This is a genomic window from Rhodococcus sp. SORGH_AS_0301 (genome assembly GCF_030818285.1).
GTDB lineage: Bacteria > Actinomycetota > Actinomycetes > Mycobacteriales > Mycobacteriaceae > Rhodococcoides.
The window spans coordinates 4,262,713-4,280,568 of sequence record NZ_JAUTAC010000002.1 but is presented as its reverse complement, the minus strand read 5'-3'; the positions used below and the strand labels follow the sequence as shown (position 1 = coordinate 4,280,568).

Below are 17,856 nucleotides of genomic sequence, written 5' to 3'. Positions count from 1 at the left end.
ATCAGGTGATGACGGATGCACTGCTCACTCCGACCCGCCTGTGGACACCCCGGCGGGTGATGATCACCAAGTCGGCCGCCGAACTGCCACACACCACCGAGATCGTGCGGCGGTGCGAGGCGGCGGGTGTGTCGGACATCGACGTCCTCCCGGCGGATCGCCTCACGGGGCTGCGCGGCGAGTCCGAGCGGGAGACCTACGCGCGGGCGAAGTCGACGCTCGCGGTCGTGGTCGCTCCGCCCAGTGCGCTTAAGCCGCAACCCATCCCACCCAGCGCCGACTGGCGCATCGACCTGGCGAAGGGCTGCCCGGCGCACTGCCAGTACTGCTACCTCGCCGGCTCGCTGTCGGGCCCACCTGTCACTCGGGTGTACGCCAATCTCGACGACGTCCTGGCCCCGATCGCGACGCATGTCGGCCGCGGCACCATCACCAGCGGCACCGCCGAGCGTGGACACGAGGGCACCACCTTCGAGATGTCCTGCTACACCGACCCTCTCGGCATCGAGCACGTCACCGGGTCACTGGCCGCCGCCATCTCACGGGTCGGCGCCGGCGAGTTCGGACCCGGCGCCTCCCTCCGCTTCACCACCAAGTTCGACGATGTCGCCGAGTTGGTCGGCCTCGACCACGGCGGGCGTACCCGGGTGCGACTGTCGGTCAACGCCCGCGACATCGGGAACCGTTTCGAGGGCGGCACGGCTCGCATGCCCGCGCGCATCGCGGCGCTGCGTGCGCTTGCACAGGCGGGGTACCCGGTGGGCGTGACCATCGCTCCGATCATGCCCGTACCCGGCTGGCGCGAGCAGTACGGCGAGCTCCTCGCCGACATCGCGGCGGCGCTGGCCGACGTCCCGGACGTCGACCTCACCGCCGAGATCATCACGCACCGGTTCACTCCGTCGAGCAAGGACGTGCTGCTGAGCTGGTACCCGGCCACGAAGCTCGAGATGGACGAGGACTCGCGCTCGGCCAAGCGCTCGAAGTTCGGGGGCGTCAAGTACGTCTACCCGAAGGACACCATGGCGGAGATGAAGAGCTGGTTCACCGAGGAACTACGGGACGTCCTGCCCGCGGCGCAGCTCCTGTACTGGACCTGACGTGCCGGAGGGGGACACGGTCCACGCGCTCGCGGCACGTCTGCGGGCGGCGCTGGACGGCCGGGAACTGGCCGAGGGCCGGCTGAACGTCCCCGCACATGCGACGGAGAACCTCGCGGGACGCACGATCCAACGGCACCGGACGCACGGCAAACACCTGCTCACCGATCTCGACGGCGACCTGACGCTCCACACGCATCTGAGGATGACGGGGTCGTGGACCGTCACCGCGCCCGGCCGACGACTGCCCCGTCGCCTCGATCCCGACGTGCGCGTGCGGCTGGCCGTGCGCGACGGGCCCACCGCGTACGGGCTGCTGCTCCCGGTGGTCGAGTTCTCCACCACTCGCGACGTCGACGCGGCGCTGTCGTATCTCGGCCCCGATCCGCTGCACGACGACTTCGACGCCGCGCAGGCGGCGGCGAACATCGCGCGGGACCCGCGCCCGATCGTCGCGGTACTGCTCGATCAGCGCGTCATGGCCGGTCCGGGCAACCTGTGGGCCAACGAACTGTGTTTCCTTCGTGGTCTCGGGCCGTGGGTGCCGGCGTGCGACGTGGATGCCACTCGACTGGTCGCCCTCACTCGCAAGGCGATGCGCCACTCGGTGTCCACCCCGCGGGCCATGCAGGTGACCACCGGAGACACCCGGCCAGGTCGGCAGCACTGGGTGGCGGGTCGCGCGGGCAAGCCGTGCCTGCGATGCGGCACCACCGTCCGCGTGGTCGCCGAGGTGCCGGGAGATCCGGAACGACGGCGGACCTGGTGGTGCCCGCACTGCCAGCCGGGGCCGGAGCGGCCGTGATCCGGTGCAGCCGACCGTGCTGTACCCGGTTCACTGCACCGGATCCGATCCACGGAACTGCCGCGGAGGCGCGCGCGTCCAGTGCGAGATGATCGAGAGACTGCTGGCCGAGCAGGACGGGGTGGTGACCACCGCGCAGGCCCGCACCGCCGGACTCACCCCCGAGGCCATCGAGTGGCGCGTCCACACCGGCCGCTGGCGGCGCACGAGTCGCGGAGTGTTCTTCGCCGTCGACCGACCGTTCACCGACGACGCGCGGATCCGGTGCGCGGTGTGGTCCACGAGTACGGGCGCGCTGTCCGGTCCTGCAGCCGCGTACTGGTATCGCATGCTTCCGCGGGCCCCGGAGACGATCGAGGTGACCGTGCCCCGGACAGGCTCCGGTCGCGGAATCACCGGCGTCCGGGTGCGCCGGCGCGACCTGCCGAGCATCGACGTCGTGATCGTGCGCCGTGTCCTCGTGACGAGGACGCCGCTGACCGTTCTGGAGGCGTCCACGGTGCTGGGCCCCGAGGTCATGGATCGCGCCCTGCAGAAGACGATGACCCTCGACCATCTCCGACGAGCGCACGCTCGCAACCCCGGACGTCGCGGGTACGTGCGAGCGGAGCAGCTCCTGCGCGCCGCCGAGGGCGGTGCCCGGTCCGAGGCCGAACGGCTGTTCCGCAGGATCATGAGATCCGCACACATCACCGGACTGCGGGTGAACCTGCCGTACGCGGGCTACATCCTCGACTTCGCGTTCCCGCACGCCAGGGTCTGCGTGGAGATCGACGGGTGGGCCTTCCACTCGGACAGCGCCGCGTTCCACCGCGACCGGATCCGACAGAACGTCCTCAGCAGGGAGTGGACGGTGTTGCGGTACACGTGGCGGGACCTCGCCGAACGGCCCGACGAGGTGGCTGCCGAGGTGCGACGCTTCGTCACCGGATGATCCGGTGCAGCTACCCGTGCTCTCCACGGTTCACTGCACCAGATCCGGTCCGGACCGGCGGATGTGGCACAGTTGTCAGCCGGGCGCGCCACCGGAGAGAGAGACGAAGATGCAGTATCAGTCGACGCGGGGTCACAACCTGCCCCAGCACTTCTCGGACATCCTCCTCGGCGGCCTGGCCCCCGACGGTGGTCTCTACCTGCCGGCCGAGTACCCGCAGCTGACCGCCGACGAGCTCGAGTCGTTCCGCTCACTGTCCTACGCCGACCTCGCCTTCGCGGTGCTCTCGAAGTTCGCCGACGACATTCCCGCGGAGGACCTCCGCGACATCACGCGCCGGACGTACACCGCCGAGGTCTACTCGAACGGCCGACCCGGCGACGACACGTCACTCATCACCCCGCTACGTCCACTCGGCGAGGAGCAGGGCACCTCGCTCCATCTCCTGGGGCTGTCCAACGGCCCGACGCTGGCATTCAAGGACATGGCGATGCAGTTGTTGGGCAACCTGTTCGAGTACTCCCTCGCGGGCAGCGGCGAGGAGCTCAACATCCTGGGCGCGACATCGGGTGACACCGGCAGCGCCGCCGAGCACGCGATGCGCGGCAAGAAGAACATCCGCGTCGTCATGCTGAGCCCGCACGGCCGGATGAGCAGTTTCCAGCGGGCCCAGATGTTCAGCCTGCAGGACGAGAACATCGTGAACCTCGCGGTCGAGGGGAATTTCGACGACTGCCAGGACATCGTCAAGGCCGTCTCCAAGGACGCCGAGTTCAAGGCGCACCACGCCATCGGCACCGTCAACTCGATCAACTGGGGTCGAGTCGTCGCGCAGGTCGTCTACTACGTGCACGGGTGGCTCCTCGCGACGGACGGGCCGGGCCGGCGCGTGTCGTTCTCGGTGCCGTCCGGCAACTTCGGCAACGTGTGCGCCGGACACATCGCCCGGTGCATGGGCCTGCCGATCGACCAGCTCGTCGTCGCGACCAACGAGAACGACGTCCTCGACGAGTTCTTCCGCACGGGTGTCTACCGTCCCCGCGCGGCCGCCGAGACCCACCACACCTCGAGCCCCAGCATGGACATCTCCAAGGCGTCCAACTTCGAGCGCTTCCTCTACGACCTCGTCGATCAGGACGCGGTCCGGCTCGGTGAGCTGTTCCGCGCGCTCGACACCGACGGCGGCTTCGACTTCTCCGGTACTCCCGAGTTCGATCGCATCCAGGAGTTCGGCTTCGTGTCCGGCCGCAGCACGCACGCGAACCGCGTCGAGACCATCCGCGACGTGGCCGAGCGCTACGGCGTGACCATCGACCCGCACACCGCCGACGGCGTGAGTGTCGCCCGCCGGAACCTGCGCGAGGGCGTGCCCATGATCGTGCTCGAGACCGCGTTGCCGGCCAAGTTCGCGGACATCGTGCGGGAGGCGCTGGGAACCGAACCCGAGCGTCCACCGGCGTTCGAGGGCATCGAGGACCTGCCGCAGCGCTTCGACGTCGTCCCCGCGGACGTCGATCGCGTGAAGGACGTCATCGTGGAGCACACCGGTCGTTAGAGTCGAGCGATGTCGATACGACTCGAGAACGTCGGGATCGCGGTACGCGACCTCGACGAGGCCATCGCGTTCTTCACCGATCTGGGTCTGACACTCCTCGGCCGTGACACGGTCCAGGGCGAGTGGGCCGACACGGCGGTGGGTCTGGACGGCAATCACGCCGACATCGCGATACTGCAGACGCCGGACGGGGCGGGCCGCATCGAGCTGTTCCAGAACCGCCATCCCACCATGATCGAAACGGAACCGACGCTCCCGCATCAGATCGGCATGCATCGCATCGCCTTCGAGGTCGACGACCTCGAGCAGGCTCTGGCAGTGGCCGCTCGGCACGGCTGCCACCCGTTGCGCGGTGTCGCGAACTACGAGGGTGTCTATGCACTGACCTACGTGCGCGGACCCAGCGGCATCATCGTCATGTTCGCTCAGAAGCTCGGGGCCTGATCACCCGGTGCTCTTGATCTCCTGGTGGTAGGTCTGCATGGCGTCGGTGAGAGCTCCGAACACACGGTGCGCCGCAGCGAGATCCGTGTCCGGCAGCGCGGACAGCGACTCGTGGACGTGCTGTCCGAGCGGGCCGAAGAACTGCCGTGCGACGTCCATTCCCGGCTCGTCGTAGCGGAGGATGACCCGCCGTCGGTCCCGCGTGTCGGGTTCGCGGCGGATGTGACCCGACGCGATCATCCGCTCCACCAGATACGTCATGGCGGCGGAGGAGAGTCCGAGGAGAGAGCCGAGCTCGCCGGGCGACACCGGACGTCCACCGACATCGGCGACCATGATGTGCAGCAGGGCTCGGAAGTCGTTCGCGCTGAGGTGGTGTCGAGAGCCGAACACACGGCCGAGCTGATCCGACTCGGCTGTCATGGCGCGCATGTCGGCGGCGATCGTGGATTCGAGATCGCGCCGGGCACCGTCGGCGTCGGTCGCGTCGGACCGCTCCGACCGTTCGTGTGCTGACACAGATTCTCCTTCGAAAACTCGGGTGTCAGCGTACTCGCCGGACCTCCGAGCAATGTCTCAGTTGCTTAACGATCAACTAACTGAGACACTTTTCCGGTGAGCGACAACTCTGTGTGGAACCGCGTGGCCGGCCTCGTCTCGGGGCCTCGGTCCTGGATCGTCGCCCTGCTCGTCGTCCTTGCCGCCGGCGCGCTCATCGGCGGCGTCGGGAGCAACTCCGCCGCCGAGAGTTCACCGACATCGCTCCCCTCGGACGCGGAATCGGCACGGGTCGACGCCCTGCTCGAGGAATTCCCCGACTCCGACCTCTCGCCGGTGATCCTCGTGGTGACGCGCGCCGACGGCGGCTCTCTGTCCGAACAGGACCTCGCCGACGTCGCTGCCGCGAGGATGCGGATGAACGGTGTCGAGCGCGGGGTGGACGCGGGTGCGCCCGACGCCCCGGTCGTTCCCGCACCCGACGGCGAGGCGGCCATCGCCCCCGTCCAGGTGTCGACGTCGGAGTCCGGAACGGGACTGGCCGATCTGGTCACCGAGCTGCGCACCGCTGCCACCGACGGCCTCCCCGACGGGTTGACGGCGCAGGTCACGGGCGGTCCCGCGTTCGCCGCCGACATCGCCGACTCCTTCTCCGGGGCCAATGTCACGCTGCTCGGCGTCACCGCGCTGGTGGTGGCCCTGCTGCTGATCGCCACGTACCGGTCACCGGTTCTCTGGCTCGTGCCGCTCGCCGTCGTGGGCTTCGGTGACCGGGTCGCCTCGACGGTCGGCACCGCCGTGTCCGGGCTCACCGGGCTCTCGTTCGACGGCAGCACCTCGGGCATCACCAGCGTCCTGGTGTTCGGCGCCGGGACCAACTACGCGCTGCTGCTCATCTCCCGGTATCGCGAGGAACTGCGCCGCGAGAGCGACCACCGGGTCGCCCTCCACCATGCCGTGCGACGCGCCGGCCCGGCCATCGTGGCCAGCAACGCGACGGTGGTGCTCGCGCTCCTGACGCTGCTGCTGGGCACTCTGCCGAGTACGCGCAGCCTGGGCGGTCTGGCCGCGGCCGGTCTCGTGGTCGCCGCCGTCTTCGTGCTCTTCGTTCTTCCGCCACTGCTCTCGCTGTTCGGCCGGAAGCTGTTCTGGCCGTTCGTTCCTCGCGTGGGCGATCCCGAGCCGACGGACAAGGGCGTGTTCTTCCGCGTCGCCAACGCCGTCGGTCGTCGACCCGGCCGCGCCGCGGCGGTGTCGCTGGTCGCGCTGGCCGTCTGCATTCTCGGCCTCGTCGGAACGAACGTGGGCCTGTCGCAGACCGAGCAGTTCCGCGTCACAGCCGAATCCGTCACCGGCATCGACACGCTCGCCGAGCACTTCCCGGCGGGGCAGTCAGATCCGACCGTGGTCGTCTCCCGGACCGCGGCGGCCTCGGAGGTCGAGGCAGCGCTGCAGGACACCGACGGCGTGGTGTCGGTGTCCCGAACTGCGGACTCCCGGCCCGGCACCTCCGACACCGGTCTCACCGAGTGGTCCGTCGTGCTCGACGCGGAACCGTCCTCCGACGGCGCGTTCGCCGCGGTCGAGAACCTGCGTGCATCTGTCGCACCGATCACGGGTGCCGACGCTCTGGTGGGCGGCAGCGATGCGCAGGCGCTGGACACGTCCGATGCCGCAGCTCGCGACCGCCTGGTGATCATCCCGGTGATCCTGCTGGTGGTTCTGCTGGTGCTGTTCGTTCTGCTCCGGTCGGCCCTCGCACCCCTGGTGCTCGTGGCCACGACGGTGCTCAGCACGCTGGCGGCTCTGGGCATCGGCAGCTGGGCCAGCGAGAACATCTTCGGCTTCCCCGCCCTCGGCGACAACGTGCCGCTGTTCGGGTTCCTGTTCCTCGTGGCCCTGGGTGTGGACTACACGATCTTCCTCGTCACCCGGGCACGCGAGGAGACACCGTCCTACGGGACGCGGACGGGCATCGTGCGCGCCGTCGCGTCGACGGGCGCGGTCATCACCAGTGCGGGCATCGTGCTCGCCGCGGTGTTCACCGTGCTGGGCGTCCTGCCCCTCATTCTGCTCACGCAGCTCGGGATCGTCGTGGGCCTCGGCATCCTGCTCGACACCTTCGTGGTCCGCACGATCGTGATTCCGGCCCTGTTCACCCTGATCGGTCCCCGCATCTGGTGGCCGACCGAACTCGACCCGCACTCCGAAGACAGTCCGAACGCCACGAAAGAAGGAGTCACCTCATGATCCGCAGCATCATCCGCACGGCAGTCGCCGGAGCGTTGGTCACCGGAGCTCTGCTCGCCGGCGGTAGCGCCGCGTCCGCGCAGCCCCTGTTCGAGCCGCTGCAGCCCATCGCTCAGCTGGACGTCCAGCGCTACGCGGGTGACTGGTGGCAGATCGCGGCCGTCCCGCAGCCGTTCAACCTGAACTGCGCCAAGGACACCCGGGCCAACTACCAGGTGCTCGACCCCAGCAACGTGCGCGTGCAGAATAACTGCACCCGCTGGGACGGCGGAGCCAACGAGATCATCGGCAACGCCCGGGTGAACGATCCGGTCACGCAGGCGCAGCTGCACGTGAGCTTCCCCGGCGTGCCCACCCAGGACAATCCCGAGGGTCCCACCAACTACATCGTCACCTACATCGCCGACGACTACTCGTGGGCGCTGGTGGGCGACCCGTTCCGCACGTCCGGCTTCGTCCTGTCGCGGTCGCCGCAGGTGAGTGCCGATCAGTGGAAGCAGATCCGGAGCGTCGTCGAGAGCCGCGGCTACAACGCCTGCCTGCTGTTGACGTCGCCGACCACTCAGGGCAGCAACGAGATCCGCCCGCTCTGCACCGTCTGACCTCTGCCACCGCTCACCGTTCGGCTCAGCTGGGTCGAACGGTGAGCACCGGCACCGGTGACGTCATCAGCAGACGCTGACTGACGCTGCCCAGCAATGCCTTTCCCACCCGACTGCGCTTCTTGATCCCGATCACGAGTCGCGTCACCTCCGGGTGCGCCTCGATCTCGTCGATCACCGCGATCACCGGGTCGCGGTCCTCGCGCCCCGCCCGGTCGATCACTCGCACCGCCACGTCACCGCCCACGTCGCTCGTGTCGAGCGCGCCGAGGGTCAGGTTCACCGCGATCACGTCGGTCTCGAGCATGCGCGCCTCCGACACCGCCTCCGACAGTGCGTGTCGGCCCTCGTCGCTGTCGGTCACTGCCACCAGTACTGCCATGATGTCTCGCCGTCCTTCTCGAAGTGGGGTGATCGTGTCAGGAGTACTCGCGGCGGAACCGGGCCTCGAGTTCCTCCAGGCTCTGACCGCGGGTCTCCGGCACCTGCGTGATGATGAAGACCAGGGCCAGTATGCCCAGTCCGACGAAGATGAAGAACGTCGGCGCGATGCCGAGCGCGTCGACCACCGGCGGGAAGGCCAGTGCAACGGCAGCATTGGCGATCCACAGCATGAACACGCAGACACCGATGGCGAAGCTGCGGATCTTGAGCGGGAAGATCTCTGCGAGCATCAACCAGACCAGCGGCCCGATCGTGCCCTGCATGCAGAAGACGAAGAGCACGACGAAGACGAGGATGAAGTATGCCTTGGCGGTGCCGTCCGGCAGCAGCAGTGCGGACAGTCCGACCAGGAGATGGAAGAGCGTCGTCAGTGAGAAGCCCGCGATCAGCATCGTTCGGCGATCGATCCGATTCATGATGAGCAGGCCGACCGTGATGCCGAGGACGCTGAAGAGGCCGTTGAGCGTGTTCGCGATGATGGCGGAGCTGCTCGAGAATCCGGCGTCGCCGAGGAGCTGGGTGCCGTAGTACATCACCGAGTTGATGCCCGTGAACTGTTGGAACACACCGAGTCCCACACCGATGTAGATCAACCGTCGGATCCACCGCACCGACAGGTCGGCCGCGCCGCCGGTCTGCGAGAGCTTCTCCTCCTCGGCCAGCGCGTGCACCTCGGCCATCTCGGCCTCCGCACGTTCGGGGGACCGCACCTGCTTCAGCACCGCCAGGGCGTCGTCGTCCCGGCCCTGCGAGACGAGCCAGCGCGGACTCTCGGGCATCCGCAGCATGCCGAAGAACAGTGCGAACGCGGGCAACACGGCGACCAGCAGCATGTAGCGCCAGACGGAGTCGTGCTCGCCCCAGATGTTGAAGATGAGGGCGTTGATCACGAAGGCCGCGAACTGGCCGCTGACGATCATGACCTCGTTGCGCGTCACCAGGGAACCGCGGCGCTCGAACGGTGAGACCTCCGAGAGGTACACCGGCACGGTCGCGGACGCTCCGCCGACCGCGAGGCCGAGGATGAAGCGGAACACCGCCAGCACCTCCCACGACGGGGCGAGAACGCAGCCCAGAGTGCCGAGGACGAAGATGCCGGCCAGCATCAGGATGTTGTGCCGACGGCCGTACTTGTCCGACAGTCGGCCCCCGACCAGTGCGCCGATGGCCGCCCCGAAGATGAGGATGCTGACGACGAAGCCCTCGGTGAAGGCCGTGAGCGACAGGTCCTCCTTCAACGGCTCCAGCGCGCCGTTGATGACGCCCGTGTCGTATCCGAACAGCAGGCCACCGAAGGTCGCCACCACGGCGATGACGCCGAGGCGACGCGAGTGGGGACCGGGTGCGTCCGGCGGTAGTGCACTTCCCGTGGTGCTGACTTGCGAAGACATGACATCCCATCGTCGGCGTGGCGGGTCCGAGCCGCCCAGCGACGCTCGAACTATGTCTGTATGTCTTAACATAGTTTCGGCACCCTGAGAAGTGGATCACATCATTTTCCCCTCGACACCGGTATATCTCTCAGTTGTTCAACTATTCAGAATCTGAGATGATTGGTCCGGCGATCCACGTCGAGAAGGGAGTGCCACCATGTCCGACGAGCCCGAGCGGGACAGCGAGCAACGCGCGGCTCCGGTGTCGTTCGTCCAGTTGTTCTTCGACGCGACGGTCGACACCACGTCGCCGGGACACCTCCCCGACGACGGACCCGACGACGCGGGCACATCGCCCCTGCGCTGATCAGCGATGCGCGAGCCCTGCGTAGAACGCGAGATGAGCGGCCGCGGCGTCGTCCCAACTCGTGCGGGCAGCCAGTGCGCGCCCGGCAGCGGCACGGTCGTCCGACGTCAGAGCGTCCTCGAGTGCGGCAGCCGTCCCCTCCGCGTCGCCGCCGTAGCGCACCGCGTCCCCGAACACCTCGCGGAACACGGGGAGGTCCCGCACTACGACGGGAACCGAGGCGGCGAGAGCCTCCATCGCGGCCAGCCCGAAGCCTTCCTTGGTGGAGAGGAACGCGAATGCCGACGCGCCCGCGACGAGAGACGGGAGCACGTCGTGGTCGACGGTGCCGAGCACCCGCGGTACGGGCCCCTCGTCGCCTGTCGACCGACCGGCCTCCGGCCTGCCCGCCAGTTCCGCGAGTCGGGTGTCGAACTCCGCCCGGTACCCCCGGTAGTCGAACAACGTCTCACCGCCGGCGAACACCAGACCCACGTCCGGACACCGCTCTCGAAGCGCGGCGTGGGCCTCGAGCAGGTCGATGCTCCCCTTGCGCGGCTCGATGCCACCGACCGCGAGGACGTATCGGCCGAGACGGGTGCGCCACTCGTCGCCGCGTGCCGCCGCGAACCGAGCATGGTCGACCCCGTTGGGGATGACCGTCGGCGACAGCCCCCATCCCGCACGCACCTCGTCGGCCACGGCGCGCGAGACACAGATGCGGGCGAGGGGCTCGACGACCGCGCGCTCGTGGCAGGCGGCGAGTTCCGGTGTCGTGAACTCCTCGAGGTGGTGGATCGTGCGGACACAGCGTCCGACGGCGTTCGCGGTGATGCAGTCCTGGGCATGCACGACGTCGGCGTCACCCGGGTCGAATGCACTGCGCATCAGTGCTATCGACCGCAGGATGCGATCGCCCACCGACTCGTCCTCGCGCGCCGGGAACGGAACGAGACGAACCGTCACCGCGGGATCGATCGCACGGTAGAAGCCCTCGTCGCCGCCGCGCGCCAGGGACCACACCGTCACGTCCGCTCCCGCGCGCGCCAGTGCTTCCGCCAGTTCGACGGTGTGGACCACTCCCCCTCGCGGTTTCGTCGAGTAGGTCAGGAGGGCGACACGCACGTGGTCTCCTTCGATGCCTGTGAGTGGTAGGTGTCCGGTCGTCGTTCGTCGAGGTGACGCAGCACCCGACGGGCCCGGTCCACCTCCGCGTCCACGTCGATGTCGCAGCACGCCAGGCCACCCTTGTCTCGCGTCCGGCACAGGACCTCGCCGCCGGGACCGACGATCTTCGCCTGCCCGAGGAAGCGCAGAGATCCCGTCACCCCCGTGTGATTGGACGACAGCAGCACCACCTGATTCTCGGCTGCCCGGGCGGCGTCGTAGAGGTCGAACAGGCGAGACTGTCTGTCGTTGGCCAACTTCGACGCCCTGTCCGTCACACTGGCCGGCCACGCCGACAGCGCCGCGATGATGCGCGCACCGTCCAGAGCCAAGGTGCGCGCCGCCTCGGGGAATGTCTTGTCGTAATCGATCAGCATGCCCATCCTGCCCACCGGCGTGTCGAACGCCGAGAACCGATCTCCCGCCGCATAGGCCAACGACTCCCCCGCCGGTTGGTGCACCTTTCGATGACGACCCAACACACCGTCGCCCGTGAGGCACACGGCGGCGTTGTAACGGACCAGGGCCGCCCTCTCGGTGTAGCCCACGCACACGGTCATCGCACCGGCCGCAGCAGCGATCACCGCGAGCTCGGGTCCGTCCTCGTCGAGCGCCGGCGGCAGCTCCTCGAGATCGGGCCGCGCGAGATCACCGAGGTAACCGCCGAGGCAGGCGTCGGGCAGGACCAACAGGTCGATGCCCCGCTGATGGCCCTGCTCGATGATGCCCACGATCTTCTCGACGGACCGCTCGACGTCACGGCCGAAGTGTCCCGCGAGCGCCGCCGCCCGGATCGGCGCCATCTCGCGGTCAGACCGCCGCGGGCACGCGGGCGCCGACCGCCGGGGACATCTGTTCCGCGAGGTACTCCGCATCCCGTGCCACCGCCGCGAATCGGCCCGAGCCCCAGGTGTTCTGCCATGGCAGACCCAGGAAGTACAGGCCCTCCGCCGCGGTCACACCGCGGGTGTGAGCCGGGTGGCCCTCACCGTCGAACACCCCGACCTTCAGCCAGCGGTAGTCCCGGCGGAAGCCGACGGCCCACACGACGGACGTGACGCCCGCCGCCTCGAGATCGAGCTCGGTGGGTTCCGACTCGGGCCGCCAGACCGGTGTGTAGCGCTCCTCGACGGGAGCGTCGAGTCCCGCCCTGGCGATGTAGGCGTCGATGTCGTTCTTGATGCCCTCCGACACCGCGTCCGCCGCGTCGAGTGACTGTTCGAGGGTCGGCGCGAAACGCAGGACACCGTCCGAACCGACGTCGGTCAACCGCCCGTACAGCCGCATCCCGTCCAGCGCGAAGGCACGCAGGTCGATGTCGCGTCCGCCGTCCCGCCCGGTCACGTAGTGGTTCGTGCTCTCCCGCTTGGAGAGTCCGCCGGCGTGTTCGGAGATCGACACGTCGTACACCCCCATGTCCTGCAGCCACGCGACGCAGTCCCGTCCGCGGTAGAAGCGGGCGACACGAGGCGCGGACCCCGCGACGAGGTGCACCTGCCTTCCCTCGAGGTGCAGATCCTCGGCGATCTGCGCGCCGGACTGCCCGGTACCGACCACCAGGACCCCACCCGGAGGAAGCGCCGCCGCGCTGCGGTACCCCGACGAGTGGATCTGCGTGATCGTCTCCGGCACTCGCTCGGCGAGGCGTGGAATCGACGGGACGTGGTAGCCACCGACGGCCACCACGACCTGATCCGCGGTCATCGACCCGGCGGAGGTCGACACGACGTGGCCGCCGCCGGGTGCCTGCTGCACCGACAGCACCGCGACGTGTTCGCGGACCGGAGCGCCGAACGAGTCGGCGTAGCGACGCACGAAGTCGTACACCAGGTCTCGGGTCATGAATCCGTCGGGATCGTCGCCGTCGTAGGCGTACCCGGGCAGGACGCACTGCCAGTTCGGTGTCACCAGGGTGAAGTTGTCCCACCGCCCGTCCAGCCACTCGTGGGCGATGGTGTCCCGTTCGAGGACGACATGGTCGACACCGCGTCGGGTCAGGTGCCAGCTCATGGACAGCCCCGCCTGGCCCGCGCCGATCACGATCACGGTGTGATGCTCGGTCATCGCGCTCCTCCCAGGTCGAGCACGTGCACGGTGCCGCGGTCGAACGCCGCTGCGGTGGTCTCGATCTCGCGCAGAGTCGCCGCTGCCGAGGTACACGCGAAGCCGTACTTGGCCCGCACCCGGTCACTGGCCTCGGTGAGCGCGAGTCGACTGCGCTGCACGAAGTCGGAGATCTCGTAGCGCGTCCCGACCGTGAGATGGTCACGGACGACGAGTGACGGTGAGTAGCACTGTTGGCGGCACCCGTTGGGCCACTGGACGGTGAAGGTCATCTCAGGCACGGCTCATCACCCGGTCCACCCGAGACATGCTGTCGCCGTCGACGAGGGTCCCGTACACGGACGGACGGCGGTCCCGAAGGTTGTACATGCCACCTCCGCGAGCCGCCGCGATCGCCTTCTGCACATCGAGAGTCGCTGTCGCCAGGCCGGGTTCGACGCCCGTGCCGGCGAGGATCTCCCCTCCCGGACCGACGATCTTGGCGCTGCACACGAAGTCCAGCGACCCGAAGGACCCCGCCTGATTGGACGCGATCCACACGACCTGGTTCTCCAGTGCTCGCGCCTGGTCGTAGATGTCGAAGCGCAGCTTCCATCGATCGTCGGCCATGTTCGGAGCACGACCCGTTCGCGAGGTCGGCCATGCCGACAGCGAGGTGATGATCTCGGCCCCGTCGAGTGCGATCTCCCGCGCCGCCTCGGGGAACGCCTTGTCGTAACAGATCTGCATGCCCATCCGGCCGACCGGGGTGTCGAAGGCGCGGTACTCGGATCCCGCCGAGTAGCAGAGGTTCTCGCCCAGCGGCTGGTGCACCTTGCGGTACGAGCCCAGCACCCCGTCACCGTGCACCGTCACCGCGGCGTTGTACCGCGTGAGACCGTCCGCCTCACAGAAACCGAAGGTCACCACCATGTCCCCGGCCATCGCCGACACTTGCGCGATCTCCGGACCGTCCAGCTCGAGGGCCGGCGGCAGGTTCTGCAGCCGGGTGCGGCGCTTCTCCTCCGACTCGTCTCCGCCTCCCAGACTCGGGAGGTAGCCCCCGAGGCACGCCTCCGGCAGGACCAGCAGCGCGCTGCCGCGTCGCCGTGCTTCCGCGATGGTGCGCTCGATGGTGGCGTACGACTCGTCCATGTCGCGGCCGAAGCGCTCGGACGCCACCGAGAGAGTTACGTCGTTCATGCTGGTCCCAATCCTGTGACTGCGGCGGAGACCGCCGAGGTGGTGGCGCCGTCGGGCCACCGCAAGGTGACTCCCGGCTCCGAGGTGAGGCGGCCGCAGGCGGCCGATGTCGCCGGACCGGCCGGTGGGAGCCGACGTCCGGGGCGGTCCGCGGTGATCATCGCGAACCCGGGGAAGCACGTGATCCATCGGCCGAGGTCGGCACCGCCGGGTCGGGGTATGCGGGCGACGTCGATCTCGGCGCCCGTACCGGATGCCTCGGCCAGCATGCCGACGGTGCCCGCGAGCCCCGCCATGCTGACGTCCTTCGCCGCACGAGGAGCTGCCCGGGCCACGAACGAGCCCATCTCGCGGAGGTCCGACCCGGAGCGTGCGGAGGTCGAATCCCACTGCAGGCCGTGGTAACCGGGTCGCCAGCCGCCCCCGAGGTCGGCAGTGAGACTCAGCTCGTCACCGACCTCACCGCCGCCCGCACGCACCGGCGACGACGTCCGTCCGAGTGCCGTGACCGACAGCGCCGCCGGCACACCCACCTGGGTGTGGCCGCCGAGCACGGGAACCCCCCACGCGTCACTGGCGCGGGCGAGGCCCCGGATCACGCGGGTGAGGAGCGACGTCGTCGGAGCGCCGACGGTGTCCAGCATGCCCACCGGGGTCGCACCCATGGCGGACAGATCGTTCAGATTCACCAGGGCGGCACACCAGCCGGCCCACTCCGGGTCGCGCTCGACCATCGAGGGCACGATGGCGTCGCACGCGGCGATGATGTCGGAGCCGGGCACCGGCACTCCGTCGTCGCCTCGGAAACCACTCGCCCCCAACCCCAGTGGCGCAGTGGCCAGGGGTGCCAGCACATCTGCGAGCACGGCCTTGGTCGACCGGACGAGACGTGCCACCGTGTCGATGGTCCAGCGCATCGTCTCGTGCGGGGCGCCGGCCAGCACGGTGGGGCCGGTCGCGGTCCACCCGAGCGCCGTGAACATCGGGACGTGGCGAGACTGCACGGTGGCGTCGAACCGCACCACCCCGGCCGTCTCCACATGAGCGCAGGCGGCTCGGATCAGAGCGGGTCCCACTGCGCGACTACGCTTCTCCCGCGCGACGACGAGGCGGCTGCCCGACCACCATCCCAGGTCGACGTCCGTGCAGGGAGCCACCCGGACCCCGCCGAGGACGGTGCCGTCGGGGGCGGTCGCGAGAAGGACGACCGCGCGCGGATCGTCGTCGACGCCGTCCCGGTCGGTACCCGAGAACAAGCCCTGCTCGACGACGAACGACTCGCGTCGAAGACGGTGATAGGCGGCGAGATCGGCCGCCGACTCGGCCGGCCGGACGAGGAACGGGGCAGCGCCGACGGTGGGTGCCCCGGTGAGGATCGACAGTTCGGTGCTCATGTCAGCCACCCATCGTCTGCAGGACGCTGCACGCACCACACGCTGCGCACCCGGCCTTCTGGTCGGTCCCCAGCATCTCCGCGTCCACCAGTGCCGCGGCCACCCGAGTGCTCACGTCCGTCAACAGCTCGGCGGACGGCGCCCCGGCCCCGTCGACGTCCACCGCGAGGGTCCCCGGGTGTGGCCGGAACGGGACGACGAAGGGATAGACCCCCATCGCGATCAGCTCGGTGGCGCCGCGAACCACCTCGTCCGGGTCCTCGCCGAGCCCGACCAGCAGATACGTCGACACCTGGTTGCGTCCGAAGACACGCACCCCCTCCGCCCATGCCGCGCGGTACTCGTCGAGCGAGACCGACGCCTTGCCCGGCATCCAGCGGCGCCGCACGTCCTCGTCCAGGGACTCGACGTGGATACCGATGGACCGTGCGCCGGCGTCGTACAACTCGGTGAGGGTCGCGAGATCACCGGGCGGTTCGCACTGCACCTGGATCGGCAGGTCGGGGAGCACGGCGCGCACCGCGCGGACGCAGCGTGCCAGGTGCAACGCCCCGCGATCTCGGCCCGCCGAGGTCCCGGTCGTCATGACCATCTGGGTGATGCCGTCGAGTCGCACCGCCGCCTCGGCCACGGCGGCGAGATCGGCGGGCTTCTTCACCGCCACGGTGGCGCCGCTGCGCAACGACTCCTCGATGGAGCAGAACCGACACCGTTGCGACTCGTCGTAGCGAATGCAGGTCTGGACCACGGTCGTGGCCAGCACCCCCTTGCCGTGGAGCTTGGCGAGCTTCTCGTAGGGCACACCGTCGTCGGTGGTGAGGTCGTAGAAGGCCGGCCGGGCGATGGCGGCGATGTCCAGTCCGATGTCGTCCCCGTCGAACAGCACCCGATCGCCGTCCAGGACGTAGGGGCTCGACGGATTGCGGGGCAGCGCTGCACCGAGTCCGTCGATGCTCACGTGGCCGTCGTCGCTCGGTCCCGCACCCGCGGTGCGGCGCACCGGTGGGGTCCCACGGATGCCGAGCAGGGCCAGATCGACCCGGTGGTTCCTGGTCGAGCGGGAAGGCCGGAGGCCGGTCGGGGTCTGCAGTCGAACGTCGGACATCGCCGTCTCACCTCAGACCATGTACGTGGAGTTGATGATCGCGCCCTTGCGGGCGTAGTGGATCAACGCGTCCTGCACGTCCAGCGGGTGCGCGGGCACGACGCCCTCGATGAGGTCTTCCTCGCGGCCGCCGTGCAGCGCGAGCCCGAATCGGCAACAGAACACGGTGCCGCCCTCCGAGATGAACGTCGCGAGAGCGTCGTTGATGTTCTGCTCGCCGGGGAAACCGGAGTCTCCGGTGGTGGGGAAGCCGCGGGTCGCCAGGCAGTTGATGGCACCGGGACCGTAGAAGTACATCGCCGACTCGTAGCCCTTGCGCAGAGCGCGCGTCGCCTGCAGCACGGCGACGAAGCTCACCGACGACTCGTGGGCGATGCCGTGCACGAGGGTGAAGTACGACTCGCCGTCCTCCGCCTTGTAGTCCGGGAAGATCTTGGTTCCGCCGTAGATGTTGCTGCCCTTGGGGAGTGACGGGTGCGGGATCTCGGCGAGTGAGGCGGACATGTTGTCGAGGATGGTCTGATCGAACGCGGCCACGGGAACCTCCGGAAGATGAGTGAGCGAGTACTCGGGTGCGGAGACGTCCGTCCCGC

19 protein-coding genes are annotated in these 17,856 nt (G+C 69.0%); 8 read left to right on the top strand and 11 right to left on the bottom strand.

All coding sequences use genetic code 11. The features are described 5' to 3' along the window. Positions 1-8 precede the first annotated feature (8 nt). From QE397_RS20895 to QE397_RS20875, 5 genes are all read left to right on the top strand, one after another. Positions 9-1,100 carry a spore photoproduct lyase family protein gene (locus QE397_RS20895; protein ID WP_307097097.1) on the top strand — a complete coding sequence of 364 codons (1,092 nt, stop codon included), beginning with the start codon at positions 9-11 and terminating at the stop codon, positions 1,098-1,100. Position 1,101: 1 nt separating this feature from the next. After that, the gene (locus tag QE397_RS20890) at positions 1,102-1,905 is read left to right on the top strand and encodes a DNA-formamidopyrimidine glycosylase family protein (protein WP_222632264.1); all 804 of its coding nucleotides are present in this window, start codon (positions 1,102-1,104) and stop codon (positions 1,903-1,905) included. A gap of 88 nt (positions 1,906-1,993) precedes the next feature. Beyond that, entirely contained in the window at positions 1,994-2,839 is an 846-nt protein-coding gene (locus QE397_RS20885) for a type IV toxin-antitoxin system AbiEi family antitoxin domain-containing protein (protein ID WP_307097094.1), read from the top strand. A 109-nt stretch (positions 2,840-2,948) separates the two neighbouring features. Then, the gene (gene thrC, locus QE397_RS20880) at positions 2,949-4,394 is read left to right on the top strand and encodes a threonine synthase (RefSeq protein ID WP_307097092.1); all 1,446 of its coding nucleotides are present in this window, start codon (positions 2,949-2,951) and stop codon (positions 4,392-4,394) included. A 9-nt stretch (positions 4,395-4,403) separates the two neighbouring features. Beyond that, the gene (locus QE397_RS20875) at positions 4,404-4,838 is read left to right on the top strand and encodes a VOC family protein (protein WP_307097089.1); all 435 of its coding nucleotides are present in this window, start codon (positions 4,404-4,406) and stop codon (positions 4,836-4,838) included. Here QE397_RS20875 and QE397_RS20870 read toward each other — a convergent pair whose 3' ends face one another. Continuing rightward, positions 4,839-5,270, bottom strand: a complete 432-nt coding sequence (locus QE397_RS20870) for a MarR family winged helix-turn-helix transcriptional regulator (protein WP_051613432.1) — start codon at positions 5,268-5,270, stop codon at positions 4,839-4,841. Positions 5,271-5,453: 183 nt separating this feature from the next. On the opposite strand from QE397_RS20870, the gene QE397_RS20865 reads away from it, so the two are divergent. Next, complete coding sequence (locus QE397_RS20865) at positions 5,454-7,586, top strand: MMPL family transporter (protein WP_307097086.1); 2,133 nt, start codon at positions 5,454-5,456, stop codon at positions 7,584-7,586. Then, positions 7,583-8,188 (top strand): lipocalin family protein, encoded by a 606-nt coding sequence (locus QE397_RS20860; protein WP_027506100.1) that lies wholly within the window; start codon positions 7,583-7,585, stop codon positions 8,186-8,188. Before QE397_RS20865 ends, QE397_RS20860 begins: the two co-directional genes overlap by 4 nt. 25 nt (positions 8,189-8,213) lie before the next feature. On the opposite strand, the gene QE397_RS20855 is transcribed toward QE397_RS20860, so the two are convergent. Together QE397_RS20855 and QE397_RS20850 are read right to left on the bottom strand one after the other, a co-directional pair. Further along, entirely contained in the window at positions 8,214-8,570 is a 357-nt protein-coding gene (locus tag QE397_RS20855) for a universal stress protein (RefSeq protein ID WP_027506099.1), read from the bottom strand. A gap of 37 nt (positions 8,571-8,607) precedes the next feature. Continuing rightward, complete coding sequence (locus tag QE397_RS20850) at positions 8,608-10,023, bottom strand: sugar porter family MFS transporter (RefSeq protein ID WP_056441079.1); 1,416 nt, start codon at positions 10,021-10,023, stop codon at positions 8,608-8,610. A 199-nt stretch (positions 10,024-10,222) separates the two neighbouring features. Here QE397_RS20850 and QE397_RS20845 point away from each other — a divergent pair, with 199 nt between their 5' ends. Then, positions 10,223-10,372: a hypothetical protein gene (locus QE397_RS20845; protein ID WP_307097084.1), complete on the top strand. Its 150-nt coding sequence runs from the start codon at positions 10,223-10,225 to the stop codon at positions 10,370-10,372. Here QE397_RS20845 and QE397_RS20840 read toward each other — a convergent pair whose 3' ends face one another. Genes QE397_RS20840 through QE397_RS20805 form a run of 8 tightly spaced genes read right to left on the bottom strand, consistent with a single transcriptional unit; the run spans position 10,373 to position 17,800 of the window. After that, entirely contained in the window at positions 10,373-11,476 is a 1,104-nt protein-coding gene (locus tag QE397_RS20840; RefSeq protein WP_027506097.1) for an MSMEG_0565 family glycosyltransferase, read from the bottom strand. Then, positions 11,458-12,321: a carbon-nitrogen hydrolase family protein gene (locus tag QE397_RS20835; protein ID WP_056441078.1), complete on the bottom strand. Its 864-nt coding sequence runs from the start codon at positions 12,319-12,321 to the stop codon at positions 11,458-11,460. The genes QE397_RS20840 and QE397_RS20835 overlap by 19 nt, the downstream gene beginning before the upstream one ends. 7 nt (positions 12,322-12,328) lie before the next feature. Further along, positions 12,329-13,582 (bottom strand): MSMEG_0569 family flavin-dependent oxidoreductase, encoded by a 1,254-nt coding sequence (locus QE397_RS20830; RefSeq protein ID WP_307097081.1) that lies wholly within the window; start codon positions 13,580-13,582, stop codon positions 12,329-12,331. Beyond that, positions 13,579-13,863, bottom strand: coding sequence for an MSMEG_0570 family nitrogen starvation response protein (locus tag QE397_RS20825; RefSeq protein WP_307097080.1), 285 nt, complete (start codon positions 13,861-13,863; stop codon positions 13,579-13,581). The genes QE397_RS20830 and QE397_RS20825 overlap by 4 nt, the downstream gene beginning before the upstream one ends. Beyond that, positions 13,856-14,764, bottom strand: coding sequence for a carbon-nitrogen hydrolase family protein (locus QE397_RS20820; protein ID WP_307097078.1), 909 nt, complete (start codon positions 14,762-14,764; stop codon positions 13,856-13,858). Before QE397_RS20820 ends, QE397_RS20825 begins: the two co-directional genes overlap by 8 nt. Beyond that, entirely contained in the window at positions 14,761-16,158 is a 1,398-nt protein-coding gene (locus tag QE397_RS20815; protein ID WP_307097076.1) for an MSMEG_0567/sll0787 family protein, read from the bottom strand. The genes QE397_RS20820 and QE397_RS20815 overlap by 4 nt, the downstream gene beginning before the upstream one ends. Before the next feature lies 1 nt (position 16,159). Continuing rightward, a complete protein-coding gene (locus QE397_RS20810; RefSeq protein WP_307097073.1) occupies positions 16,160-17,263 on the bottom strand; it encodes an MSMEG_0568 family radical SAM protein in 1,104 nt (367 codons plus the stop codon). A gap of 12 nt (positions 17,264-17,275) precedes the next feature. Next, entirely contained in the window at positions 17,276-17,800 is a 525-nt protein-coding gene (locus tag QE397_RS20805; protein ID WP_027506093.1) for an MSMEG_0572/Sll0783 family nitrogen starvation response protein, read from the bottom strand. Between the last annotated feature and the right edge of the window lie 56 nt (positions 17,801-17,856).